Raw genomic sequence first — 25,207 nt, forward strand, 5'->3', positions numbered from 1 at the left:
CCGCGATGGACCCCCGCACGCTGCTGCGCCAGCTGTTCGACGCCGCGATCGCCTCAGCCCAGCCCGCGCGCGCACTGGCACCCCACCTGGCCGGTCTGGCCGAATCCACCCGGGGCCGCATCCGCGTGCTGGGCGCCGGCAAGGCGGCTGCCGCCATGGCCCAGGCGCTGGAGCAGGCCTGGCCCGGCGACCCGGCCCGGCTGGGCGGCCTGGTGGTCACCCGCTACGGCTATGGCGCCGCCTGCCGCCACATCGAGGTGGTGGAAGCCGCCCACCCGGTGCCCGACGCTGCCGGCCAGCAGGCCGCCGCCCAGCTGATGGCCGAAGCCCGCGCGCTGGGCCGCGACGACCTGGCCCTGGTGCTGATCTCCGGCGGTGGCTCGGCGCTGCTGCCGCTGCCCCCCGATGGCGCCACGCTGGCCGATCTGCAGACCCTGAACCGCGCGCTGCTGGCCAGCGGCGCCACGATCCGCGAGATGAACACCGTGCGCCGCCACCTGTCCGCCATCCAGGGCGGTCGCCTGGCCGCTGCCGCCCACCCGGCGCGGGTGCTGACGCTGGCACTGTCCGACGTGCCCGGCGACGACCCGGTGGACATCGCCAGCGGCCCCACCGTGGCCGACCCCAGCACCGTGGCCGACGCGCAGGCGGTGATCGATCGCCACCGCATCACGCTGCCCCCCGCGCTGGCGGCGGCGCTGCAGCGCCCGGAGGCCGAATCGGCCAAGCCCGGCGACCCGCGCCTGGCCCGCGCCGAATGCCGCCTGATCGCCACGCCCGGCCAGGCCTTGCAGGCCGCTGCGGCCGTCGCCCGCGCGGCCGGCATCACCCCGCTGATCCTGGGCGATGCGCTGGAGGGCGAGGCCCGCGAGGTGGGCACGGTGCTGGCTGGCATCGCCCGCCACGCCGCGCGCCAGGGCCAGCCCGCCACCCGGCCCTGCGTGCTGCTCAGCGGCGGCGAGACCACGGTCACGCTGGCCCAGGGCCTGGGTGGGCGCGGCGGCCGCAACGTCGAGTGCCTGCTGGCCAGCGCGATGGCGCTGCAGGGCGAGACCGGCGTCTGGGCCCTGGCCGGTGACACCGACGGCGTGGACGGCGCCGAGGAGGTGGCCGGCGCCGTGATTGGCCCGGACACGCTGGACCGCGCGGCGGCGCTGGGCCTGTCCGCCCGCCAGGCGCTGGACCGCCACGATGCCCACGCCTTCTTCGAGCAGTTGGGCGACCAGGTCATCACCGGCCCCACCCGCACCAACGTCAACGACTTCCGCGCCTTCCTGGTCCTCTGAGCGGGGACTCCTGGGGTTTTTTTCGCCGCGCCGCCGCGCGGCTTTCTCCACACCTGTCTTCATAGAAGTCTCATTGGTAGGAGTAGTAGAGGGCGCCCGCATCTGTGGACAAGTCGCTTTTGTCGTGGCCTGACAGGCACTTGGCGCACCGGTCTTCCTGTGTCCAGGCCCAGGGACGGCCACACGGTCGGGCGACAACAACTTGGCGCCACAGGCCCTGCCCTGTGGACAAGCCCGACTTGTTCAGGACACTGTCCACAGCCTTGTGCGTTGACAGCGCGCCAGAATGCCGCCATGAGCCGCCCCGCCCCCGCCTGGAAGCCGCCGCCGCGCCAGGGCGTGGGGGCCAGCGCGGTGGCCTTGCCGCACGGGGACTGGCCCACGGTGCTGGCCTTTCTGGCCTGGCGCCTGCCCAAGGCCAGCACCGCCGAATGGGCCCAGCGTCTGGCTGCGGGCGAGGTCTTCGACGAGACCGGCCAGCCGGTGCCGCCTGACGCCGCCTACCGCCCGGGCCAGCGGCTCTGGTACTGGCGCACCCCGCCTGCCGAGCAGCCGGTGCCCTTCCAGGCCGAGATCCTGTTTCAGGACACCCACCTGCTGGTGGTCGACAAGCCGCATTTCCTGGCAATGACGCCCAAGGGCCGCCATGCCCGCGAAACCCTGCTGGCCCGGTTGCAGCACCAGCTGGGCCTGGACACCCTGGTGCCCATCCACCGCCTGGACCGCGAGACCGCCGGCGTGGTGGTTTTCAGCCTGCGGCCCCAGGACCGCGGCGCCTACCAGGCGCTGTTCCGCGAGCGGGCCGTGGCCAAGGTCTACGAGGCACTGGCGCCTGACCGGGCCGACCTGGCCTTTCCGCTGACCCGCCACACCCGCCTGGCGCCCTGCAGCGAACAGTTCATGGTGGTGCGCGAGGTGCCCGGCGAGCCCAACGCCCTCACGCGCATCGAGCTGATCGAGCGCCTGGGTGACCTGGCCCGCTACCGCCTGCACCCGCAGACCGGCCAGACCCACCAGCTGAGGGTGCACCTGAACGCGCTGGGCCTGCCCATCGTGGGTGACCGCATCTACCCGGTGCTGCAGCCGGCGCCCGCAGCCGGTGAGGCCGAGGACTTCAGCGCGCCGCTGCAGCTGCTGGCGCGGCGCATCGCCTTCACCGATCCGGTGACCGGTCAGGCCCGGGTGTTCGAGAGCCGACGGCAGCTGGCGCTGCCGCCCAGTATCCCTTCCATGTCTTCAATATCTGATTGGTCATAGCAGTAGAGCAGGCGCTGCGCTGTGGACAAGGCGCCGAGCCGCCGCTGCGACAGGCACTTGCGTGACCGCAGACCCTGTGGGCAGCACCCGGGAGGGATCCGGGATGAACAGACAACAACCTGCGCAGCGCAGACGCGGCTGTGGACAAGCGAGGAGTTGTTCCAGGCTTGTCCAAAGGTTTGTCCAGAGGCCCGCCGCCCGCACGGGCGGCGGCTGAACGGGCAGGGGCGTCAGGGTGTCTGCAGGTAGACGACCTGGGTCTCCATGTACTCGTACAGCCCGTGCTTGCCGTCGGCGCCGCCGATGCCGCTCTTGCGCCGGCCGGCATGGAAGCCCTGCATCGCCTCGAAGTGCTCGCGGTTGATGTAGGTCTCGCCGAAGCGCAGCTCGCGCGCCGCCTTCATCGCGGCATTCAGGTTCTGCGTGAAGACCGACGAGGTCAGGCCGTACTCGGAGTCGTTGGCCAGGGCCAGCGCCTCGTCCAGGCTGTCGACCACGCGCAGCGGCAGCACCGGACCGAAGATTTCCTTGGTCATCACGTCCATGCCGTCGGTGCAGCCCACCAGCACCGTGGGCTCGTAGTGGAAGCCGGGGCGGTCGGCCACGCGGCCGCCGGTGCGCACCTGCGCGCCCTGCGCCTTGGCCGATTCGACCAGCGCCGCCACCTTGTCCAGGCCGGCCTGGTTCATCAGCGGGCCCATGTGCAGGTTGGGGTCGGTCAGCGGGTTGCCGTACTGGGTCTCGGCCATCAGGCGGGTGACACGGTCGGCCAGCCTGTCGGCGATGCCGCGCTGCACGTACACACGCTCGGCCGCGTTGCAGACCTGGCCAGTGTTGAGCACGCGGCTGTTGAACAGCGCGTTGGCGGTGAGCTCCAGATCGCAGTCGTCCAGCACGATGGCCGGGGCCTTGCCGCCCAGCTCCAGGTTCACGCGGGTCAGGTTCTTCGACGCGGCCTCCATGATCTTCATGCCGGTGCCCACATGGCCGGTGAACGAGATCAGGCCCACGTCCTTGTGCGCCGACAGCGCCGCGCCGGTGGTGCGGCCGCCGGTGACCAGGTTGAACACGCCCGCCGGCAGGCCGCACTCGTGCAGCAGCTCGGTGAAGTCGAAGGCGTTGAGCGGCGTTTCCTCGCTGCTCTTGATGACGATGGTGTTGCCCGCCACCAGCGCCGGCGCCATCTTGCGGGCGATCAGGAAGAAGGGGAAGTTCCACGGCAGGATGCCGGCCACCACGCCGATCGGGCGGCGGTGCAGGTAGATGGTCTCGCCGGGGCGGTCGCTGTTGAGGATCTCGCCCTCGATGCGGCGCGCCCACTCGGCCATGTAGTCCATGTAGTTGGCGGTGAAGTCGATCTCCACCTCGGCCAGCGGCAGGATCTTGCCCTGCTCCAGCGAGATGCGCCGGGCCAGGCGCGTCTTGTGCTCGCGCAGCTTCTGCGCGACGGTGCGGATGAAGCCGGCGCGCTGGATCGCGGGCAGGCGCTCCCAGGCCGGCTGGGCGGCCCGGGCGGCGGCCACCGCGCGGTCCACGTCGTCGGCGTTGGAGTCGGGCACGCTGGCGATGAACTCGCGGGTGCTGGGGTTGTGCACCTGCAGCGTGGCGGTGGACGAGGGGCTGACCCACTCGCCGTTGATGTAGTTGCGCTCGAACTTGTCCATGGTGTGTCTCCTGTGGTGGACGAAGGTCACTTCTCGAGTTTGAAGACCATGACCGTGCCGCCTTGCGGCACGGCCTGGGGCTTCCCGGTGAGGCTGTCGATGCCCGACTGCATGCGCTGGGCGTCGACGCCCCAGCCGGCCTGCACGGCGATGAACTGCTCGCCATTCACCTCGAAGGAGGTGGGCACGGCGGTCACGCCCGAAGGCATCGCGTACTGCCACAGCAACTGGCCGTTGCTGGCGTCGAAGGCGCGGAACTGGCGGTCGTTGGTGCCGCCGGCGAAGACCAGCTTGCCGCCGGTGGTCAGCAGCGGGGCCCAGAGGTGGGTGTCGAACTTGTGGACCCAGACCTGCTTGCCGGTCTTCAGGTCCCAGGCCTGCAGTTCGCCGATGGTGCTGGGCTTCTGGCCGTCCTTGTAGCGCAGGCTGCCCAGCACGCCCTCGATCGGGTAGCCGATATAGAGGTCACCCTTCTTGTACTTGCCGGGTTCGGCGGCGGGCAGTTCGGCGCACAGGTTGTTGTTGGCCGGGATGTAGAACAGGCCGGTCTTGGGGTTCCAGGCTTCCGGCGGCCAGTCCTTGCCACCCCACAGCGAGGGGCAGAACCCCACCGCCTTGCCCATGCCCGGGCGCTTGCTCTCGTCGTAGCTGGGCCGGCCGGTGGTCTTGTCGATGCCGGTGAAGACGTTGTTGTAGACGTAGGGCTGGGCGTCGATGAAGCCGATCTTGCCGCCCTCCTTGCGCTCCAGCATCCACAGGTAGCCGTTGCGGCCGGCGTGGATCGCGGCCTTGACCTTGCGGCCCTTGACCTCGGTGTCGATCAGCACCGGCGCGCTGACCTCGTCCCAGTCCCAGGCGTCGTTGTGGTGGTACTGGTGGTGGCCCTTGATGGCACCGGTGTCCACGTCCAGCGCGATGGCGCTGGTGGTGTAGAGGTTGTCGCCCTTGCGGCCCTCGGTGGGCCAGGGGGCGGGGTTGCCGGTGCCCCAGTAGGCCAGGTTGGTGGCGGCGTCGTAGCTGCCGGTGATCCAGATGCTGCCGCCGCCGTTCTTGTGGGTGTCGCCGGGCCAGGTGTCGCCGCCGGGCTCGCCCGGAGCGGCCGTGGTGAAGGTGCGCCAGGCTTCCTTGCCGGTGGCGGCGTCGAAGGCGGCGACGAAGCCGCGCACGCCGGTCTCGCCGCCCGACGAACCCACCATGATCTTGCCCTTGGCCGCCAGCGGCGCCAGCGTGATGTACTGCAGGGCCTTGGTGTCGCCCACCTGGGCGGCCCAGACCTGCTTGCCGGTCTTGGCGTCCAGCGCCACCAGCTGCGCGTCCACCGTGGCCACATAGACCTTGTCGCCGTACAGCGCCACACCGCGGTTGGTGGGGTGCAACTGCATCAGGTCACCGGGCAGCTCCTTCTTCCAGCGCCACAGCTCGGCGCCGCTGGCGGCGTCCAGCGCAATCACCTGCGCACCGGGCGTGGTGACGAACATGTAGCCGTTGTTGACGATCGGCGGCGACTGGTGGCCCTCGGTCTGGCCCGTGGCCAGCGACCAGGCCAGCTTGAGCTTGCCGACGTTGCCGGTGTGGATCTGCTCCAGCGGGCTGTAGCCCCAGCCGCCGTAATTGCCGCGGTACTGCAGCCAGTTGGCCGGCTCGGGGTTGGCCAGGCGGGCGTCGGTGACGGGGGCATAGGGGCCCAGCGCGAAGGCCGCGGGCGTGGCCAGCGTGAGGGCGATCAGCGCGGCGGTGAGCGGGCGCAGGGTGGGGTTCATCGTTTGTCTCCTGGGTGGTGTGTGGGAAAGCGAAGGCCTCAGGCGGGTGCGCCGCCGGGTGGGGCTGTGAAGGCGCCGGCGATCACCAGCTGATCGCCCTCCAGGCGCAGTGGCACGGCGGGCAGCGCGCGGGTGGCCGGCCCGCCGACGACCGCGCCGCCATCAAGCAGCGCGAACTTCGACGAGTGGCAGTAGCAGACCAGGGCCTTCTCCTTCGAGAGCCAGGTCTTCACGTCGCAGCCCTGGTGGGTGCAGACGGCGGAATAGGCCAGCACGCCGCCGGCCGCACGGGCGCGGGTGTCAGCGGCCATCTCGGCCTCGGTCAGGCGGATCAGCACGATCTTGTTCAGCCGGGTCTCGTCGCGCGGGGCGCCGCGCTGCGTGTCCAGCGGCCAGGCCACCAGCGGCTTGCCGGGCTTCAGGTCGGACAGGCGCAGCGGCTGCGGCGCGCCCTCGGCGTCTTCTTCCACCAGGCGGTCGCCGGCGGCCGCGGCGGCGGCCGGCAGGGCCGCCATGGCCAGCGGTGCAGCCAGGCTGGCCGAGGCGATGCGGATGACGCGGCGGCGGCTGGCATCGACCGGCGGCTGGCCACAGCAGCCGCAGGCGGGAGCGGGGGAGTCGGGGCGGTTCATGGGCAGATCCTCGGGTGAGTGCGGCCAATGTACTCTGAATTCAGAGTTCTGCATTTGGGGTAATCCCGGTGCATACTGAATTCAGAATGTCAATTTGTCGCGCCCATCGCTGCCTGCGCCCAGGCCCCGGGGAGGGTCGCGCGGTCAGCGCGGCGCGGCGCTCCGGCGGTGTCGATCCGGCGCCGGCTTGTTCGTCGAGAATCCCGTGGCGCCGTCGTCTGAGCGCGCCCGCCGATCCACCCTTCCCAGGAGTTCAGCCATGTCCTACATCGACGGCTTCGTGATCGCGGTGCCCACCGCGAACCGGCAGGCCTTCATCGACCATGCCCAGCACTTCGACGCCCTGTTCCTGGAGCTGGGCGCGCTGCGCGTGATGGAGTGCTGGGGCGACGACGTCCCCGACGGAAAGCTCACCGATTTCCGCCGCGCCGTTCAGGCCACGGCCGACGAAACCGTGGCCTTTTCATGGGTGGAGTGGCCCGACAAGGCCACCCGCGACGCCGGCATGAAGAAGATGATCGAGGACCCGCGGATGGACCCGAACAACCCGGACAACCCGCCGATGCCGTTTGACGGCAAGCGGATGATCTTCGGCGGCTTCCAGCCGGTGGTGGAGGTCAAGGCCTGATCGGCCAGGACCCCGTCAGGCGTAGCTCAGCGCCCGGGCCTTGCCGCGGAACACGCGGTACGAGAACACCGTGTAGCCCGCGATGGCCGGCACGGTGATCGCACAGCCGATGGCGATCACCGCCAGCGACTCGGTCGCGCTGGCCGCCTGCCACACCGTCAGCCGGTCCATCACCACGTAGGGGAACAGGCTGTAGGCCAGGCCGGTGGCGCCCAGGCCGAACACCGCCACCGTGGCGGCGAACGGCAGCCAGGCCAGGCGGTCCAGCACCAGGCGGCTGTTCAGCACCACGCGGGCGGCCACCAGCGCGACCAGCGTGATCAGCGGAATCGGCAGCAGCGCGATCAGCTCGGGCATCGCGAACCAGCGCGCGCGCACCGTGGGGCTGACCAGCGGCGTGGCCAGCGACACCAGGCCCATGCCCAGCACCACTGGCGGCCAGGCGATCTTGGCCCAGACCACCGCGCGGCGCTGCAACTCACCCTCGGTCTTCAGGATCAGCCAGGCGGCGCCCAGCAGCACATAGGCGGCCGGCAGCAGCAGCGCGATGGCCGCGGCGAACAGCGTGGACAGCGTGGTGTCGCTCAGGCCGGTGATGTAGCGGCCCAGCATCCAGCCCTGGGTGGCGGCGGCCAGTGCGCTGCCGGCGAAGAAGGCGGCGTTCCAGGCCGGCTTCCAGGGGTCCTGCGCCTTGGCGCGGAAGTCAAAGGCCACGCCACGCAGCACCAGACCCACCAGCATCAGCGCCACCGGCAGGTACAGCGCCTGCAGCACCATGCCATGCGCCTTCGGAAAGGCGATCAGCAGGATGCCCACGCCCAGCACCAGCCAGGTCTCGTTGGCGTCCCAGAACGGGCCGATGCTGGCGATCATCGTGTCGCGCTCGGTGGGCGTGGCGCGCGGCAGCAGCATGCCCACGCCCAGGTCGTAGCCGTCCAGCACCACATAGGCCAGCATGGCCACGCCCATCAGGCCCAGGAAGACCACGGGCAGCAGCGTGTCCCAGTTCATGCGTTCACCTCCAGGCCAGGCTGCCCGGGCCGCCGCGGCGGCGCCAGCGCGGCTTCGCCCTTGCCGGCCATGTGCAGCAGCACCGCCACATACGACACCAGCAGCGCGGCATACAGCGTCAGGTACATCGCCAGCGTCAGCGCGATCTGCGGCGGCGGCACCTGGCTGGCCACCTCCGATGTGCGCAGCAGGCCATAGACGATGAAGGGCTGGCGGCCGATCTCGGTGACGTACCAGCCCGCCACCGTGGCCACCCAGCCACTGAAGGCCATGCCGCTCAGGCCCCACAGCAGCGGCCGCGGCAGGCGCTCGGCCACCCAGGCGCGGCGCCGGTAGAGCCACAGCCCTGCCCAGCTGAAGCCCAGCATCAGCAAGCCCATGCCCACCATCACCCGGAAGGCCCAGAACACCGGCGCCACCGGCGGGTGGGCGCCCTCGAACTCTGCCAGCCCGCGGATTTCACCATCGGTGCTGTGGCGCAGGATCAGGCTGGCGCCCTTGGGAATGCCCACGGCGTAGCGGTTCTCGCGCGCGGCCTCGTCCGGCCAGGCGAACAGCAGCAGCGGCGCGCCGCGCTCGGTGCGCCACACGCCCTCCATGGCGGCCAGCTTGGCGGGCTGGTGTTCCAGCGTGTTCAGGCCGTGCAGGTCACCCGCGGCGATCTGCAGCGGGATCAGCACCGCGCCCAGCGTCAGGCCCACGCGCAGCACCTTGGGCGTGCTGGCGTTGGCCTGGCGGCGCAGCAGCTGCCAGGCGCTCAGGCCGCTCAGCAGGAAGGCCACCGTCAGCCCGCTGGCCAGCAGCATGTGGGTCAGCCGGTAGGGGAAGCTGGGGTTGAAGATCACCTCCCACCAGCTGGTCACGAAGAACGCGCCGTCGCGCAGTTCCACCCCGGCCGGCGTCTGCATCCAGGAGTTCAGTGCCAGGATCCAGAAGGCGCTCATCGTGGTGCCAAAGGCCACCAGGGCGGTGGCCAGCAGGTGCACCCGCTCGCTGACCCGGCCGTGGCCGAACAGCATCACGCCCAGGAAGGTGGCTTCCAGGAAGAAGGCGGTCAGCACCTCGTAGCCCAGCAGCGGCCCGGCCACGTTGCCGGCGCGCTCCATGAAGCCCGGCCAGTTGGTGCCGAACTGGAAGCTCATCACGATGCCGCTGACCACGCCCAGCGCAAAGGTCAGCGCGAACACCTTGGTCCAGAAGCGGTAGGCGCCCAGCCAGGCGCTGTCCTGGGTGCGCAGCCAGCGCAGGCGGAAGAACAGCAGCACCCAGCACAGCGCGATGCTGATGGTGGGAAACAGGATGTGGAAGGTGATGTTGGCGGCAAACTGCATGCGCGCCAGAAGCAGGGCGTCCATGGGGAATCCTCTGTGAGGTTCAGTCGTTGCCGCGGGCCTTGCCCTTGAGCCGGTCCTTCAGCGCCAGCACGCGCTGCACCTGGGCGCCCATCTTCATCAGCTGGCCCAGCGTGGCAGCGTCCAGCTTCTGCACGTCGTCGAACCAGGTGGTCATCAGCTCGATCAGGTCGTGCATGCCCTTCATGCGCTGCTGGGCGTGGCGGTCCTCGTCGGTGGTGGGCTCTTCCAGCAGCGCATTGCGCAGCATCGACAGCGTGGGCTCGATCTCGCGGCGGCGGCGCTCCTCGGCCAGCGTGCGGAACACCTCCCAGGCGTCGCCCGGGGCCTCGAAGTACTCGCGCCGGTCACCGGGCAGGTGGCGCAGCCGCACCAGGCGCCAGGACTGCAACTCCTTCAGGCCCATGCTGACGTTGCTGCGGCTGAACTCCAGCTGCTCACCGATCTCGTCGGCGTTCAGCGGCCGCTGCGACACATAGATCAGCGCATAGATCTGGCCGACCGTGCGGTTGATGCCCCAGCGGCTGCCCATCTCGCCGAAGTGGGACACGAAGCTGCGGACCAGGGGCGACAGATTTGACATGCGGCAAGTCTGCTTGAATTTTCAGAAATTTGTGAAAATTCAGAAAATGACCCGGCTGCGCTCCGGGTTGATCGCGCCGGCCGGGCCGCCGCCTGGCGGGTCGTCTAGCGCCCCGCCGAGGGCGCAGACAAGGCCCGCGCCAGCACCGCCTGGTAGCTGGCAAAGCGGTGCACATCGTCGTGCGCCGCACCCGGGATCACCACCAGCCGTGCCTGCGGTGCCTGCCGCGCCAGCGCCTGGCTGTGCGCCAGCGGGATCAGCCGGTCCTGGTCTCCATGCACCAGCAGCACCGGCGAGCGCACCTGCGCCAGCGCCTGGTCGCTGCGCAGCGGGTAGCGCAGCAGGGCCGAGGGCACCCAGGGGTAGTGCTGCGCGGCCAGCGCCTGCATGCTCTCGTAGGGCGACACCAGGATGGTCAGCGCCGGCTGGTGCCGGGCCGCCCAGGCCGCCGCCAGTCCGGTGCCCAGCGAGCGGCCGTAGACGATCACCCGCAGCCCCGCATAGCGCGCCGCCACCGACTGCCACACCGCCTCGACATCGGCCTGCAGCTGTGCCTGCGATTCGATGCGCCCGCTGCTCTTGCCAAAGCCGCGGTAGTCCATCATCACCAGGTCCAGGTTGGCGCGGCGGTAGGGGCCGCCGTCGGTGAACCACTCCTTCAGGTGGCCACTGTTGCCGTGCAGGAAGAAGACCACGCCCTCCGGCCGCGGCCGGCGCAGCTCCAGCACCGACAGCCGCGCGCCGGGCACGTCCACAAAGCGCTCGCTGACATCGGCCTCGCGCGACAGCGGCTCCGAGTCGGCCAGCGGCACCGGGTGGAACAGCAGCCGCTCCTGGCCGAACCACAGCGCCACCAGTGCCAGCGCCCACAGCAGGACGGCCAGCACCGCCAGCCCGGCCACCCATCGCGCACCGCGCCACAGCCGCAGCAGCGGCGCCACGGTTCGTGCGTTGGCGAGCGGGGAACGGGCGGTGGGCGGCATGCAGGGGCTCCGGAAACGCGCCACGCGGCGCATCGTGGCATACGCCTGAGGCGCCCGTCTGGATGCACCTCGCCTGTCAGGGCCCCGCGCCCGGCTGCAGCGCCGCCACCGCCAGCGCAAAGCTGGCGAAGGCGCCCACGGTGCTGAGTAGCACCACCTGCGCCAGCCGCCCCGGCTCGGCGCCATAGCGCTCGGCCAGGATGGGCACGTAGCTGGCGCTGGGCAGCGCGGCCACCAGCACCAGCACCACCGCGGCGAACGGGTCCAGCGGCAGCCCGGCGGCGCGCGCGGCACCGCCGGCGGCCAGCACCACCAGCGGGTGGACGATCAGCTTGAGCGCCACGATGTCCCAGGCGGCCGGGGGTCGCGGCGCGCCCGGCGCGCGCTGCATCGGCCCGCGCGCCAGCATGCCGCCCAGCGCGAACAGCGCCACCGGCGACGCGGCGTCGGCCAGCAGCTCGACGATGCGCCACACCGGCGTGGGCGGCCGCCAGCCCAGCGCCGACAGCAGCGTGCCGCCCGCGATCGCCCAGGGCAGCGGGTTGACCGCCATGCCGCGCAGCGCGCGCGCCAGCGCCGGGCGCACGCCGCCCGGGTGGCCCAGCTGCGACAGCGCGATGCACAGCGAGCTGGTCAGCACCATGTCCAGCGCCAGCGCCACGATCGACGGCGCCGCGGCGCGCGGGCCCAGCAGCGCCACCAGCAGCGGCACGCCCATGAAGCCGCTGTTGGGGAACACCGCCAGCAGCGTGCCGAAGGCGGCATCCGGCCAGCGCTGCCCCTGCAGCCGGGCCAGTGCCACCGCCAGCACGCTCATCAGCGCCGCGCAGCCCAGGTAGACCGCCACCACCGCACCGTCCAGCAGCTGGGCGATCGGCGTGATCGCGCTGAAGCGCAGCAGCATGCAGGGCAGGGCGAAGAACAGCACGAAGCCGTTCAGGCCGGGAATGGCCTCCAGAGCCAGCAGCCCGCGGCGCGCCATCAGCCAGCCCAGCAGCACCAGCCCGAAGAAGGGCGTGGTGACGGTCAGGATGGCCTGCATCAGCCGCGCACCTGGCGCCAGCCGGCCTCGGCCATGCGGCGCGCGCGGGCGCCGGTGGCCTCGGCGTCGGCCGCGGCGGCATTGCCCTGGCGCGCGCGCGCCAGGATGCCCTGCAGGATGGCCGCCATGCGGAACATGTTGAAGGCCATCAGCCAGTCCATCGTCGCTGCATCGGGGCCGGGCCGGCCGCCCAGGTAGCGCGCCAGGTGCGCGGCCTCGTCGGGCAGGCCCAGCGCGGCCAGGTCGTGGCCCTTGAGGCCGCGGAACTCGTCGGGCGTGACACGCCAGGCCATCAGGTGGTAGCTCAGGTCGGCCCAGGGATGGCCCAGCGTGGACAGCTCCCAGTCGATCACCGCCAGCACGCGCGGCTCGGTGGGGTGGAAGATCAGGTTGTCCAGGCGGAAGTCGCCGTGCACCAGCGTGCCGGGGTGCTCGTCCAGGCCGGCGGGCAGGTGGGCGGGCAGCCAGTCGATCAGCGCCTCCATCGGCGCGATGTCCTCGGTCTGGCTGTCGCGGTACTGGCGCGTCCAGCGGGCGATCTGCCGCGACAGGTACTGCTGCGGCTTGCCGTGGCCGCTCAGCCCGGCGGCGGCCACATCCACGCGGTGGATCGCGGCCAGCGCGTCCGCCATCGCGGCGTAGAGGGCGGCGCGCTCCGCCGGCGGCAGGCCCGGCAGCGCCGGATCCACGAAGACCCGGCCGTCCACATGTTCCATCACCACGAAGGTGGAGCCGATCACCGCCGGGTCCTCGCACAGGCCCCCCATGCGCGGCACCGGCACGCCGTGGCCGGCCAGCGCCGCCATCACGCGGTGTTCGCGGTCCACCGCATGGGCCGAGGCCAGCAGCACGCCCGGCGGCTTGCGGCGCAGCACCCAGCGGTGCGCGCCGGCCTCCACGCGGTAGGTGGGGTTGGACTGGCCGCCAGCCAGCCGGCTCAGGCGCAGTTCGCCGTCGAAGGCGGCCACGTGCGCGCGCAGCCAGGCGGCCAGGCGCTGTTGTTCGTCGGGGCTCATCGCGGGTCCTTCACAGGCTGCCCACCAGGTGCCCGCCATCAACGGCCAGCACGCTGCCGGTCATGAAGCGGCCGCCCTCGCCCGCCAGCAGCAGCAGCGGGCCGTCCAGATCGGCCGGGGTGCCGAAGCGCTTCTGCGGGATGCGCGCCATCAGGCGCTGGCCGGCGCTGGAGGCCAGGAAGTCGCGGTTCAGTTCGGTGGCGATGTAGCCCGGCGCCAGCGCATTGACGCGGATGCCGTGGGGCGCCAGCTCCAGCGCCATCGCCCGGGTCAGCTGCAGCAGCGCGGCCTTCGAGGCGCAGTAGGGGGCCACCCCGCCGGCCACCCGCTCGCCGGTGATCGAGGCGATGTGGATGAAGGCGCCACCGCGGCCCGCGGCCACCAGCCGGCGCGCGGTCTCCTGGCCCACCAGCCAGGCGCCCTTGAGGTTGGTGTCCAGCACCTGGTCGTAGTCGGCCTCGGTCTGCTCCAGCAGCGGCCGGGACACCGCCACGCCCGCATTGCAGACCAGCAGGTCCGGCACCGCGCGCCAGGCGGCCACGGCGCCCAGTGCGTCGCGCACCGAGGCCGCATCGGTCACGTCCATCGCCACCGCGAAGGCCTGGCCGCCGGCCGCGCCGATCTCGTCGACCAGCGCCTGCAGCCGCTCGCGGCGCCGCGCCGCCACCGCCACCGCCGCGCCGGCCGCGGCCAGCGTGCGCGCGAAGTGCCAGCCCAGGCCGCTGGAGGCACCCGTCACCAGCGCGGTGCGGCCAGCCAGAGAAAACAGATCGCTCACGCCGGCAGCCCCTTCATGATGCGCTTGGCCAGGCTCCAGCGGTGCACCTCGGACGGGCCGTCGTAGATACGGAAGGCGCGCATGTCGGCAAAGATGCGCGCCACCACGGTTTCCGACGTGGTGCCCTGCCCGCCCAGCACCTGCACGCAGCGGTCGGCCACGCGCCACACGGCTTCCGAAACGATGACCTTGGCGCGGCTGGACTCGGCCAGCCCCAGCTCGCCCTGGTCCAGCACCCAGGCGGCCTGCCAGGTGGTCAGGCGGGCCAGGTGCAGGTCCATCGCGTTGTCGGCCAGCATGAAGCCCACGCCCTCGTGGCGGCCGATCGCCTGGCCAAAGGCCTGGCGCTCGCGCGCATAGGCGCTGGCCACCTCGTGCGCGCGGCGCGCCGCGCCCAGCCAGCGCATGCAGTGCGTCAGCCGCGCCGGCGACAGCCGCACCTGCGCGTAGTGGAAGCCCTTGCCCACCTCGCCCAGCACGTCGTCGCGGTGCACGCGCAGGCCCTCGAAGCGCAGCACGCCGTGGCCGCCGGGGAAGCAGCGGTCCAGCGTGTCCATGTTGCGCTCCAGCACGATGCCCGGCGCATCCATCGGCGCCAGGAACATGGTGGCCCCCGCCCCCGGCACCATCGCCATGATGATGGCCACGCCCGCGCCGTCGGCGCCGGTGATGAACCACTTGCGGCCGTCGATCACGAAGTGCTCGCCGTCGGCCCGGGCGGTGGTGGCCAGCATCGACGGGTCGGAGCCGGCGCCCGGTGCCGGCTCGGTCATCGCAAAGCACGAGCGCAGCGTGCCGGCGGCCATCGGGCGCAGCCAGCGTTCCTGCTGCGCGGGTGTGGCCACTTCCTGCAGCAGGTGCATATTGCCCTCGTCGGGCGCGAACACGTTCAGCGCCACCGGGCCCAGCAGCGAGGTGCCGGCCTCTTCAAACACCACCGCGCGCTCCACATGGCCCAGGTCCCGGCCGCCGAAGTCGCGCGCCACATGCGGCGTCAGCAGGCCGGCGGCGCGGGCGCGCGCCACCAGCTCGTCGCGCAGCGCCGGCTCGGGGCCGTGGGCGCCCTGGCGCGTGTCGGATTCGAGCGGGATGACCTGCTCGTCGATGAAGCGGCGCACGCGCGCCTGCAGCTCGGCCAGTGCCGGCGGGAGGGAGAAGTCGATCATCGGAGGTCCTTGAAAGCAGTCAGGCCGAGCATCAGGAAGCGGCGCGCCAGCGCGCCTCGGCCTCGTCCCAGGCGGCCAGCGGTTGCAGGTCGGGCACCCAGGCCAGGCCGGACTTGGCGTCGGACGACACGGCCTCGGGCGTGACCACCACGTCCAGCAGCGCGGGCAGGCCCAGGTCCAGGGCCTTGAGCGCGCGGGCGATGGCGCCGGGCAGGTCTTCCGCGCGCTCCACCCGCTCGCCATAGGCGCCCAGCGCCCGCGCCAGCATCGCATGATCGGCGAACTGCAGTTGGGTGCCCACCACCTTGCCGTGGGTCTCCTGCTGATCGCGCACCTCGATCGCCCAGCTGCCGTTGTTGGCCACCACCACCAGCACCGGCGCGCGGTGGCGCACAGCGGTGTCCAGCTCCAGCGCGTTGAAGCCGAAGGAGCCATCGCCGGTGGCCACCAGCACGCGTCGGCCCGGGCAGGCCAGCGCCGCGGCCACGCCAAAGGGCGTGCCCACGCCGATGCAGCCCAGCGAGCCCGGGTCCAGGTAGGTGTCGGCCGGCAGGCCCACGCGGGCAAAGCTGAGGAAGTCGCCGCCATCGGCCACCACCACGGCGTCGGCCGGCAGGGCCTCGCGCAGCGCGGCGATCACGCGGTTGGGGTGCATGCGGCCGTCGCTGCCGGCGGGCGCGGCGGCCATCGTCTGCAGCAGCTTGGTCGAGCGGGCCACGTGCTGCTCGCGCAGGCCGGCGGCCCAGGCGCGGTCGGTGGCGGGGGCGCGCTCGCCCGCGGCCTGCAGCAGCGCGCGCACGGCCGCGGCCGGGTCGGCCAGGATCTCGGCGGCGCCGCGGCGGTTGTCGCGCAGCTCGGCGGCGCAGTCGGCGATGCGCACGAAGCGGGCATCGCCAAACACCGCGGGCGAGCCATAGGCCAGCTGGAAGTCCAGCCGCCGGCCCAGCGTGAGCACCACGTCGGCCTGCTGCATCACCGCGCCGCGCATCGCGGCCACCACGCTGGGGTGCGACTCGGGCACCAGGCCGCGGCTTTCGCCGGTGTCCAGGTAGACGGCGCCCAGGCGATCCAGCAGCGCACGCAGCTCGGGCCCGGCGCGGCGCGCGCCGCGGCCGCTGATCACCAGCGGGCGCTTGGCCGACCACAGCACGTCCACCGCGCGCTGCACCGCGGCCTGGTCGGGCCCGGCCACGGTGGCGGGCGGCGGGTTGAACAGCTCGGGCAGCTGCACCGCGGGCGAGACCCGCGCGCGCAGCACATCCACCGGCACGTCCACGAACACCGGGCCGGGCTCGCCGCCCTGGCCCAGCGCGCGGGCCACGGCCTCGTCCAGCGCGCTCAGCAGCAGGTCGGGCTGGCGCACGGTGCGGGCGAAGCGGGTGAGCGGCGCCACGAAGGCGCAGTGGTCCATGTCCTGCAGCGCGCCGCGGTGCTCCTGCGCGCGCGGCGGCGTGCCCGACAGCACCAGCACCGGCGCGCGCGCCACATGGGCGTTGGCCAGGCCGGTCATCGCATTGGTCACGCCCGGGCCGGCGGTGACCAGGGCCACGCCCAGGCCGCCGGTCAGCTCGGCGTGGGCGTGCGCCATGTAGACGGCGGCGCGCTCGTCGCGCACGTCGATCAGGCGGATGCCCTCGGCGTCCAGCCGCATCCAGGTGGGCATGATGTGGCCGCCGCACAGCGCGAACACGCGGTCGACGCCGCGAGCCTTGAGGAAGCGGGCGATCAGCGCGGCGGCGCTGTCTTCAGTGACGGTGGGAGTGCTCATGGTGAGGCCCTTCGGAACGGTCCCCGGACTGTAGCACTCTGAATTCAGAGTACAAAAGACAGGGATTCCCCGAATGCATTCTGAATTCAGCATTCTAAAATCGGCGCCATCTCGACGGAGAAGCCCATGAACCACCTGCTGACCCTGGCCGACGCCGTGGCCGCCCATGCCCGCCTCACCCCCCACAAGCTGGCCGTGCGCGATTCGCGCCGCAGCCTGAGCTACGCCCAGTGGCACGAACGCGCCTGCCGCCTGGCCAACGGCCTGCGGGGCCTGGGCCTGGCCAAGGGCGATCGCGTGGCCCTGCTGGCCTACAACAGCGCCGAGTGGATGGAGCTGTACGCCGGCCTGGCCGCTGCCGGCCTGGTGGCGGTGCCCATCAACTTCCGCCTCACCGCGCCCGAGATCGCCTACATCGTGCAGCACGCCGAGGCCCGCGCGCTGATCGCCCAGGACGAGCTGACCGACCGGGTGGACGCCGTGCGCGCCGAGCTGCCGGTGCCGGCCGACGGCTACGTCGCCTTCGGCCCCACCCTGCCCGCCGGCTGGCGCAGCTACGAGGGCCTGATCGACGCCGCCCGCCCCGCTGCCCCCACCGGGCCCGTGACCCCGGGCGACCCCAGCGCGCTGATGTACACCTCGGGCACCACCGGCAAGCCCAAGGGCGCGATCCGCAGCCACGAGGGCAGCACGCTGATCGCGCTGGCCACCGCGCTGGAGATGCGCTTCACCCGCGACGACACCGCGCTGCTGGTGATGCCCATGTGCCACGCCAACTCGCTGTACTTCAGCCACACCTTCGCCCACCTGGGCGCCACCTGCGTGATCGACGACCGCCGCAGCTTCGACCCCGAGGCCCTGCTGGCCACGCTGGCGCGCGAGCGCATCACCTTCACCTCGCTGGTGCCCACCCACTACATCATGATGCTGGGCCTGCCACCCGAGGTGAAGGCGCGCCACGACGTGAGCCGGGTGGAGAAGCTGATGATCTCGTCCGCCCCGGCGCGCAAGGACACCAAGCTGGCCATCCTGGACCACTTCCGCAACGGCCAGTTGTATGAGCTGTACGGCAGCACCGAGGCCGGCTGGGTGACGCTGCTGCGCCCCGAGGAGCAGATCGACCGCCTGGGCTCGGTGGGCCGCGAGTGGGCCGGCTCGGGCGCCATCCGCCTGCTCGACGCCGACGGCCACGAGGTGCCCGACGGCGAGGTGGGCGAGCTCTTCTCGCGCACCGCCTATGTCTTCGACGGCTACTGGAAGAACCCCGAGAAGACGGCGGAAGCGTTCCGCGGCCCCTGGTGTTCGGTCGGCGACATGGCCCGCCGCGACGCCGACGGCTACATCCACCTGGTCGACCGCAAGAGCAACATGATCATCAGCGGCGGCGAGAACGTCTACCCTTCAGAGGTGGAAAGCGTGCTGGGCGCGCACCCCGCCATCAAGGACATCGCCGTGGTGGGCGTGCCGCACGACAAGTGGGGCGAGGCCGTGCACGCCGTGGTGGTGCTGCACCAGGGCGCCGCCCTCACCGAGGCCGAACTGCTGGACTGGTGCCGCCCGCGCATGGCCGGCTACAAGCGGCCGCAGACCGTGCGCTTCGTCAGCGAAGAGCAAATGCCCCGCACGGCCACCGGCAAGATCCTGCACCGCCTGCTGCGCACGCCGCAGGCCGCCTGAGCCGCGACACGCACCCGTGATGGGGGCAGACCGCTACACTGGCGTGGCATTCCGGATTCGGCATTCAACATGAAGCCCCTGACCACCCAGCCCAACCTTGTCGAGCAGGTGCGCGACGCCATCCTCGAGGAAATCGCCGCCGGCCATTTCGCTCCCGGCGACCGCATCATCCAGGAGCAGCTGGCGCAGGCGCTGGGCGTGTCGCGCCAGCCGGTGCAGCAGGCGCTGGTGCTGCTGCGCAACCAGGGCGTGCTGCAGGACGCCCCTGGCCGCGGCCTGCTGGTGGCGCCGCTGGACCCCAACCACGTGCAGCACATGTACGACATCCGCGCCGCCATCGAAGGCCTGGCCGCCCGCCGCGCCGCCGAGCTGGGCGCCGAGCGCGCCGCCAAGGCCGGCCCCGCGCTGATCGAGGCCGGCCGCAAGGCCGTGGCCGCCGGCTCGGTGGCCAAGCTCATCGCCGCCGACATGAAGTTCCACGAGTTCATCTACGGCCTGTCCGGCAACCCGCTGATCGCCCCGGCCCTGGAAACCCACCTCACCTACACCCAGCGCGTGATGGGCGAGGTGCTGATCCGCGACGAAAAGCCGCGCGACATCTGGGACCAGCACGCCGAAATCCTGGACGCCATCGCCACCGGCAACGGCGACCGCGCCGAAGCCCTGGTGCGCAGCCACCTGCTGCAGGCCGCCCAGTTCATGGTCAACCGGGTGCGCGCCAAGACCGCCACACCTTGATGCTGCGCGCCGTCGAGTCGGTCATCTTCTTCGTGGCCGACATCGACGCCGCCGCCGCCTGGTGGGCCGATTTGCTGGGCAGCACGGTCGGCCACGAGAACCCCCAATTCGCCTTCGTCCGCGGCCCGGGCGGCGTGGTGCTGGGCTTTCACCCGGCGGACGCCAAGTGCCCAGGTGGCATTGGCGGCACCACCGTTTACTGGGAAGTGGACGATCTGGATGTGGCGGTGCAGGAACTGCAGCGCCGAGGGGCGCGGCTGCACCGAGGACCGATGCGCACGGACTTCGGGGCGGGGGTGGCGATGATGGTGTGTCCGTGGGGGTGTACGGTGGGGCTGAACCGGGTGACGGAAGAGTCATGCCAGGCGATTACCGCGACAGGTAATTTCGGTGGCAGTTAGGGGCCCTTGCTATGCCACAGCAGCTTGCAACAGGGATCGCGTACGGAAACGTAGCTGTCCCGCTAAGCGGAATCCAATCCTGCATGCTGCTCACTAACGCTATCGTCCGGCGGGCAATCCGTACAAGTCAGTGGCAACAGCGGACATCCCGGTAGCAGTGAGTCGGCGATGATTTCGGAGTTAGGATACCAACAAGAGCCGTGCAATAGGCAGGCTAGGTTGGGGCTGAGTGGCTAGACTGTCCCGCATGTCTCGCATATGCTCCATTCGGGTGATGCTCAACATAGCGAATTACTGGGGAAAAAATGCCAAGCAAAGTAGTATCTCCGGCACAGCAAGGCTCCAACGTCCAAAATGAAAAGATCCTCAGGCGGTTCCTGCTTGCACAAGATAGCCTGGTCTACCAAACAGCGGACCTCTCGTTAGGTTCCCTGTCGGGAATGATGTCTCCGCGCGAAGGAGGCGAGGCGGCAATCAACCTAGACCCTGATTTCCAACGTCGGGAAAGATGGTCACCTGACAAACAGTCCGGACTTATCGAATCCTTCCTGCTTAATGTTCCGGTGCCGCCTATTTATCTTGCCGAAGATGAATACGGTAAATACTCTGTAGTCGACGGTAAGCAACGACTTACAGCCATTCGGGCATTCATGGCAGAGAACCTTGAATTACGCGATCTCGAGAAGTTCGTCGAACTTGAAGGCCGAACTTTCGCCACTCTGCCCGAGGCACTTCAGAATTCACTCAATATTCGTCCATATGTGCGTGTCGTCACTCTGCTTAAGCAATCAGATCCTACCTTGAAGTTCGAGGTCTTCACCCGCCTTAACCGAGGTGGGGAGCCAATGCTTCCACAGGAACTTCGGAAGGTTGCTTATCGAGGAGCGCTAAGTGATCTCGTCTTCGATTTGTCGGACTCGCAGTTCTTGCGTGAGCAACTCAAGATAATTTCTAGCAACTCACCCGCGTACAAGAATATGGAGGACGCTGAGTATGTTTTGCGCTATTTTGCGCTCAGGAGTTCGTGGCAAAGCTTCTCCGGTAGCCTGCGAGGGGAGTTGGATGGCTACATGATAAAAAACCAGCACAGCAAACCTGCACAGATTAAGTCCCTACGACGAGATTTCCTGAGATCCCTTAACGGTTGTCAAAGTATATGGGGCGAACACGCCTTTAAGCGCCACACAGGGACTGGGTGGCGCTCGCAGTTTCTTGCGGGCATGTACGATGCGGAGATGTTGGCAATTGGGGAGCTGAACGATTCACAACTAGAAAAATCGATCAGAAAATCGGCGACTGCCGTGAAGCGCACAGCAGCTCTTTTTACTGATCCAGTATTCGAGAAATCTGTTCGACAAGGGACAAATACTCCATCCTTCGTGCGTACTCGAATAAAGGCGGTAACCGAGCTTCTCAAGGCGCTTTGACATCACCATGGGTGCAAGAGCCTCTCTGCTGGAGACATTGGCAGTTCTGAAGGACTGCCTTAATGACCCTGCGCTTGTAGACACAGTGCCTAATGGTCTTGCTCACAATGCTCGAGCGCGGATGTTGCGGCAGGGGTTGGCAGTGCTAATCTTCTCGACTGTCGAGACATTCATTAGGGAGCGCACAGGCGAGGTCTTGCGCTCGTTTGATAATCCGTCACTTGTATTCTCTGACCTGTCTCCGGCGCTTCAAAAGGCAACTACCATTGGTGCCCTTGATGGTGTCCGTTTTAGGCTGAAGCTTCAGCCGGTTGCAGACAAGATATCGTGGCTCGTAGCGAATTTGGTTCCTATATCCAGCGCGTTAACCAATGTGCAGAACCTCTCAGATCATTCGTTTGGTTACTCTGCTTCTAACATTGCCGAGAACGATGTTAAGGAAATTCTCAGGTCCTTTGGGGTAAATGATCCGTGGAGCCAACTGACATCGCTAACGGCTAGGTTCGGTATCGCCATACTCGACGCGGAGGCTGAATTTTCTTCCATTAAAAAGAGACGACACTCTTCTGCTCATGCGTTGACTGGCCAGGTCCTTTACGCAGACCTTCAGGACTCGGTTAGATCATCGCTGGCGATTTGTCTTGCATTCGATTTACTACTTTCTCACTCGGGAGCCTTGGTAAATGCAAAGGAAGGGGCCGGACAGGGTGGGCGGCCTCAGCTGCTTCACAGCGATATCGAGATGGTTTTTGTTGATCCACGAAGTCGGGCTCCTAAATTCCTTGTAAAAAAGGAGCGGGTTCAGCCACCCGCGGTCACAGCACGAACGACACTGAGAATATTTCCGAGTGAGCAACTTGCAATAGCTTATGGCGAGCAGTATGCCAAAGCTAGAAGGCGTCAGTTAGTTATTCTTGATGCTATGGCCATCCCGTCGAATTGGGTAACTTGGTGAATTGGGCGCTCAGAAAGTCTACTTGTTGGGTGTCAGTCTCAATTATGGAGCAGGATCATAATTCGACGAGGGCTCAGACCGCCTTCTCCGCTTCGGTGCTGCACGGTTGCCATCGATACTGAACTCTGCGGAAGAAAAGTTTCGTTTCTGAATGGCGTCAACTTACTGACCTAGTCAGCGGGCTCCGCAGGACCACTTCAGTTGCGAGGCCACCCCTCCCCTCTCCCCCTCACCTCCCATACAACACCTCCGGCAACCACAACCCAATCCCCGGGAACAGGTACAGCAGCACGATCGCCACCACCTGGATGCCCATGAAGGGCAGCATGCCGGCGAAGATCTGGTTCAGGGTGACGTGGGGCGGGCTGACGCCCTTCAGGTAGAAGGCGGCCATGGCCACCGGGGGGCTGAGGAAGGCGGTCTGCAGGTTCAGCGCCACCAGCAGGCCGAAGAACAGCGGGTCGACGCCGAAGTTGTCGAGCAGCGGGATGAAGATGGGCATGAAGATCACGATGATCTCGGTCCACTCCAGCGGCCAGCCCAGCAGGAAGATGATCACCTGACTCAGCACCAGGAACTGGGTCTTGGTCAGGTTCATCGACATCACCCACTGCTCCACCAGCTCCTGCCCGCCCAGCAGCGCGAACGCCGCCGAGAAGATGGCCGAGCCGACGAAGAGCCAGCACACCATCGCGCTGGTCTTGGCGGTCAGGAACACCGATTCCTTCAGCACGCCAAAGGTGAACTGCCGGTAGGCCACGGCCAGCAGGAAGCCGCCGAAGGCGCCCACCGCGGCGGCCTCGGTGGGTGTGGCCAGGCCGAAGACGATGGAGCCCAGCACGGCCAGGATCAGCACCAGCAGCGGGAAGAAGCTGCTGAGCAGCATCTTGAACACTTCCAGCCGCTGGAAGCTGAGCAGCGCGTACAGCGCCACCAGCGCCACCGCGCCCACGCCGGTGCCGATCCAGAAGCCCTGGGTGGCGGGGGTGCGTGTGCGCGGGGCATCAGCCGCGGCCGCACCGGCCGGGCTGGCCAGCGTGCCGCCGCTGGCGCCGGGGGGTTCACGCACGCCGCTGGTGGCGCCAGGAGGCTCGGCCAGGCCGCCGGGTGCGGCGCCCGGGGGTTCCTGCAGACCACCGCCGGCCGATCCGGGCGGCTCCTTCAGGCCACCTCCGGCGGCGCCGGGGGGCTCCTGCAGACCGCTGCTGCTGGTGTTGCTGCTGCTGCCAGGGGGCTCTTGCAGACCGCCGCTGGTGGGCGGCTCGCGCAGGCTGGTGGACGCGCCAGGCGGCTCCTGCACGCCGGTGGCGGCGCCCGGGGGTTCCTTCACGCCGTCTGCGGCCCCCGGCGGTTCTTGCACACCGGCGCTGGCCCCCGGCGGCTCGGCCACGCCGCCGCGCTGCACCGCGGCCGGCGCGTTGCTGTCGTCGCTGGGGCTGGTGTTCAGGTGCCAGGCCAGGCCGGTGGCCAGCGCAAACACCAGCGCGGGCAGCAGGGCCACCAGCAGCTCGCGCAGCAGCAGGCCCATGGGCACCTTGGCGTTGCGCGGGCCGGCCAGCGCGCGCAGCAGCGCGGGCAGCGCCAGCGGGCTGAAGGCGCGGGCCAGGTCTTCGCTCAGCGGGGGCAGCGGCACCAGGCGCTCGGCGGCGCTCAGCGGCGGCATCAGCGCGGGCTTGAGCTTGGCTAGCACCACCACGTAGACGATGTACAGGCCGGCCAGCATCAGGCCGGGGAAGAAGGCGCCGGCATACAGCTGCACCACCGACACCCCGGCGGTGGCGCCGTAGACGATCAGCATCACCGACGGCGGGATCAGGATGCCCAGGCAGCCGCCGGCGGTGATGGCGCCGGCCGAGATGCGCACGTCGTAGCCGCCGCGCAGCATCTGCGGCAGCGCCAGCAGGCCCATCAGCGTGACCACCGCGCCGACGATGCCGGTGGCGGTGGCAAACACCGCGCAGGTGAACAGCGTGGCCACCGCCAGCGAGCCCGGCACCCGCGCCAGCGCCAGGTGCAGGCTGCGGAACAGGCGCTCGATCAGGTTGGCCCGCTCCACCAGGTAGCCCATGAAGACGAACAGCGGGATCGAGATGAGCACGTCGTTGCCCATCACCGCAAAGGCGCGCTGCACCATCAGGTCCAGCGTCTGCGTCACCGCGCCACCCACCGTCTGCCCGCCCGAGTGGTAGGCGAAGAAGGCGAACAGCATGCCCATGCCCATCAGCGTGAACGCCGTGGGAAAGCCCAGCATGATGGCCACCACCACCAGCGCCAGCATCAGCAGGCCGTAGTGGCCGTTGGTGAGCTGGTCGGCGCTCAGCATCATGGCGGCCGCACCAGCCATGATCAGCCCCATCAGCGTGAAGCCGAACCAGAGTTCCTTGCGCAGCTTCATCGGGCCTTCTCCTGCGCAGCGGGGGCGGCGCCGGTGACAAAGCGGTCCAGTGCGGCGATGTCCTCGTCCTTCACGTGCACCATCTGCTTGAGCTTGTCGACGTCCACCTCTTCCACGTCCTGCTCACGCGATGGCCACTCGCCGGTCTTCAGGCAGGCCACGCAGCGCACGATCTCCACCACGCCCTGCAGCAGCAGCATCCCACCGGCCAGCGGGATGATGAACTTGAACGGGTACAGCGGCAGCGGCGTGGCCGAGAAGGTCTTCTCGCGGATGGCCAGCGATTCATTCGCGTAGGTCCATCCGGCCCAGGTCAGCGCCACGATGCCGGGCAGGAAGAACACCAGGTACAGCAGCAGGTCGATGCCGGCCTGGGTGCGCGGCTGGAAGAAGCCGTAGAGCACATCGCCGCGCACATGGCCGGCCTTGGCCAGGGTGTAGGCGCCGGCCATCATGAACAGCGTGCCGTACAGCATGATCTGGCCGTTGAGCGCCCAGTCGTGCGGGTTGTTCAGCACATAGCGGCTGAACACCTCCCACGAGATGCCCAGCGTGAGCAGCACGATGGACCAGGCGAAGAACTGGCCGATCCAGGTGGACAGCCGGTCAACGGCAAGCAGCAGCTTCTGCATGGGGGGCGCGGCCAGGGGCCGGGTGGGTGGGCGAGGTCACCGTGTGGGGCGGTGAG

The 25,207-nt window shown here is 69.5% G+C and carries 22 protein-coding genes; 8 read left to right on the forward strand and 14 right to left on the reverse strand.

Annotated features, from left to right (window positions below):
• Positions 1-5 precede the first annotated feature (5 nt).
• The gene (locus KAK03_RS16405) at positions 6-1,286 is read left to right on the forward strand and encodes a glycerate kinase type-2 family protein (protein WP_210855319.1); all 1,281 of its coding nucleotides are present in this window, start codon (positions 6-8) and stop codon (positions 1,284-1,286) included.
• A 294-nt stretch (positions 1,287-1,580) separates the two neighbouring features.
• The gene (locus KAK03_RS16410) at positions 1,581-2,543 is read left to right on the forward strand and encodes a pseudouridine synthase (protein ID WP_210855321.1); all 963 of its coding nucleotides are present in this window, start codon (positions 1,581-1,583) and stop codon (positions 2,541-2,543) included.
• A gap of 230 nt (positions 2,544-2,773) precedes the next feature.
• Here KAK03_RS16410 and aldA read toward each other — a convergent pair whose 3' ends face one another.
• The 3 genes from aldA to KAK03_RS16425 are packed head-to-tail and all read right to left on the reverse strand — an operon-like array spanning position 2,774 to position 6,599.
• Entirely contained in the window at positions 2,774-4,207 is a 1,434-nt protein-coding gene (gene aldA, locus KAK03_RS16415; protein ID WP_210855323.1) for an aldehyde dehydrogenase, read from the reverse strand.
• A gap of 26 nt (positions 4,208-4,233) precedes the next feature.
• Entirely contained in the window at positions 4,234-5,967 is a 1,734-nt protein-coding gene (locus KAK03_RS16420) for a PQQ-dependent dehydrogenase, methanol/ethanol family (RefSeq protein ID WP_210855325.1), read from the reverse strand.
• A gap of 38 nt (positions 5,968-6,005) precedes the next feature.
• Entirely contained in the window at positions 6,006-6,599 is a 594-nt protein-coding gene (locus KAK03_RS16425; protein WP_210855327.1) for a QcrA and Rieske domain-containing protein, read from the reverse strand.
• Between the two features lie 259 nt (positions 6,600-6,858).
• Between KAK03_RS16425 and KAK03_RS16430 the strand changes: the two genes are divergently transcribed.
• Positions 6,859-7,227: a DUF1428 domain-containing protein gene (locus KAK03_RS16430; protein ID WP_210855329.1), complete on the forward strand. Its 369-nt coding sequence runs from the start codon at positions 6,859-6,861 to the stop codon at positions 7,225-7,227.
• Positions 7,228-7,242: 15 nt separating this feature from the next.
• Here KAK03_RS16430 and KAK03_RS16435 read toward each other — a convergent pair whose 3' ends face one another.
• The 9 genes from KAK03_RS16435 to KAK03_RS16475 form a co-directional block, all read right to left on the reverse strand.
• Positions 7,243-8,238, reverse strand: coding sequence for a cytochrome d ubiquinol oxidase subunit II (locus KAK03_RS16435; RefSeq protein ID WP_210855332.1), 996 nt, complete (start codon positions 8,236-8,238; stop codon positions 7,243-7,245).
• A complete protein-coding gene (locus KAK03_RS16440; RefSeq protein ID WP_210855334.1) occupies positions 8,235-9,593 on the reverse strand; it encodes a cytochrome ubiquinol oxidase subunit I in 1,359 nt (452 codons plus the stop codon). Before KAK03_RS16440 ends, KAK03_RS16435 begins: the two co-directional genes overlap by 4 nt.
• 19 nt (positions 9,594-9,612) lie before the next feature.
• Positions 9,613-10,173: a GbsR/MarR family transcriptional regulator gene (locus KAK03_RS16445; RefSeq protein WP_210855336.1), complete on the reverse strand. Its 561-nt coding sequence runs from the start codon at positions 10,171-10,173 to the stop codon at positions 9,613-9,615.
• Between the two features lie 104 nt (positions 10,174-10,277).
• On the reverse strand, positions 10,278-11,156 hold the full coding sequence (locus tag KAK03_RS16450; protein ID WP_210855338.1) for an alpha/beta hydrolase: 879 nt from the start codon (positions 11,154-11,156) through the stop codon (positions 10,278-10,280).
• 76 nt (positions 11,157-11,232) lie between these two features.
• A complete protein-coding gene (locus KAK03_RS16455; RefSeq protein WP_210855340.1) occupies positions 11,233-12,198 on the reverse strand; it encodes an AEC family transporter in 966 nt (321 codons plus the stop codon).
• On the reverse strand, positions 12,198-13,214 hold the full coding sequence (locus KAK03_RS16460; RefSeq protein ID WP_247661213.1) for a phosphotransferase family protein: 1,017 nt from the start codon (positions 13,212-13,214) through the stop codon (positions 12,198-12,200). The genes KAK03_RS16455 and KAK03_RS16460 overlap by 1 nt, the downstream gene beginning before the upstream one ends.
• A 10-nt stretch (positions 13,215-13,224) precedes the next feature.
• Positions 13,225-13,992, reverse strand: coding sequence for an SDR family NAD(P)-dependent oxidoreductase (locus tag KAK03_RS16465; RefSeq protein WP_310738634.1), 768 nt, complete (start codon positions 13,990-13,992; stop codon positions 13,225-13,227).
• A complete protein-coding gene (locus tag KAK03_RS16470) occupies positions 13,989-15,155 on the reverse strand; it encodes an acyl-CoA dehydrogenase family protein (protein WP_210855435.1) in 1,167 nt (388 codons plus the stop codon). Before KAK03_RS16470 ends, KAK03_RS16465 begins: the two co-directional genes overlap by 4 nt.
• A 34-nt stretch (positions 15,156-15,189) precedes the next feature.
• Positions 15,190-16,926 carry a 2-hydroxyacyl-CoA lyase gene (locus KAK03_RS16475; protein WP_210855344.1) on the reverse strand — a complete coding sequence of 579 codons (1,737 nt, stop codon included), beginning with the start codon at positions 16,924-16,926 and terminating at the stop codon, positions 15,190-15,192.
• A 126-nt stretch (positions 16,927-17,052) separates the two neighbouring features.
• Here KAK03_RS16475 and KAK03_RS16480 point away from each other — a divergent pair, with 126 nt between their 5' ends.
• From KAK03_RS16480 to KAK03_RS16500, 5 genes are all read left to right on the forward strand, one after another.
• Positions 17,053-18,603 (forward strand): class I adenylate-forming enzyme family protein, encoded by a 1,551-nt coding sequence (locus KAK03_RS16480; protein ID WP_210855346.1) that lies wholly within the window; start codon positions 17,053-17,055, stop codon positions 18,601-18,603.
• 69 nt (positions 18,604-18,672) lie between these two features.
• Complete coding sequence (locus KAK03_RS16485) at positions 18,673-19,341, forward strand: GntR family transcriptional regulator (RefSeq protein WP_210855347.1); 669 nt, start codon at positions 18,673-18,675, stop codon at positions 19,339-19,341.
• On the forward strand, positions 19,341-19,742 hold the full coding sequence (locus tag KAK03_RS16490; protein ID WP_247661215.1) for a VOC family protein: 402 nt from the start codon (positions 19,341-19,343) through the stop codon (positions 19,740-19,742). Before KAK03_RS16485 ends, KAK03_RS16490 begins: the two co-directional genes overlap by 1 nt.
• 305 nt (positions 19,743-20,047) lie before the next feature.
• Positions 20,048-21,169 (forward strand): DUF262 domain-containing protein, encoded by a 1,122-nt coding sequence (locus KAK03_RS16495; RefSeq protein WP_210855351.1) that lies wholly within the window; start codon positions 20,048-20,050, stop codon positions 21,167-21,169.
• Between the two features lie 7 nt (positions 21,170-21,176).
• Complete coding sequence (locus KAK03_RS16500) at positions 21,177-22,124, forward strand: HEPN domain-containing protein (RefSeq protein WP_210855353.1); 948 nt, start codon at positions 21,177-21,179, stop codon at positions 22,122-22,124.
• Positions 22,125-22,353: 229 nt separating this feature from the next.
• On the opposite strand, the gene KAK03_RS16505 is transcribed toward KAK03_RS16500, so the two are convergent.
• Together KAK03_RS16505 and KAK03_RS16510 are read right to left on the reverse strand one after the other, a co-directional pair.
• Positions 22,354-24,519 (reverse strand): TRAP transporter large permease subunit, encoded by a 2,166-nt coding sequence (locus KAK03_RS16505; RefSeq protein ID WP_210855355.1) that lies wholly within the window; start codon positions 24,517-24,519, stop codon positions 22,354-22,356.
• Entirely contained in the window at positions 24,516-25,151 is a 636-nt protein-coding gene (locus KAK03_RS16510) for a TRAP transporter small permease subunit (RefSeq protein WP_210855358.1), read from the reverse strand. The genes KAK03_RS16505 and KAK03_RS16510 overlap by 4 nt, the downstream gene beginning before the upstream one ends.
• Between the last annotated feature and the right edge of the window lie 56 nt (positions 25,152-25,207).

Source organism: Ideonella alba, assembly GCF_018069845.1.
Taxonomy (GTDB): domain Bacteria; phylum Pseudomonadota; class Gammaproteobacteria; order Burkholderiales; family Burkholderiaceae_C; genus Ideonella; species Ideonella alba.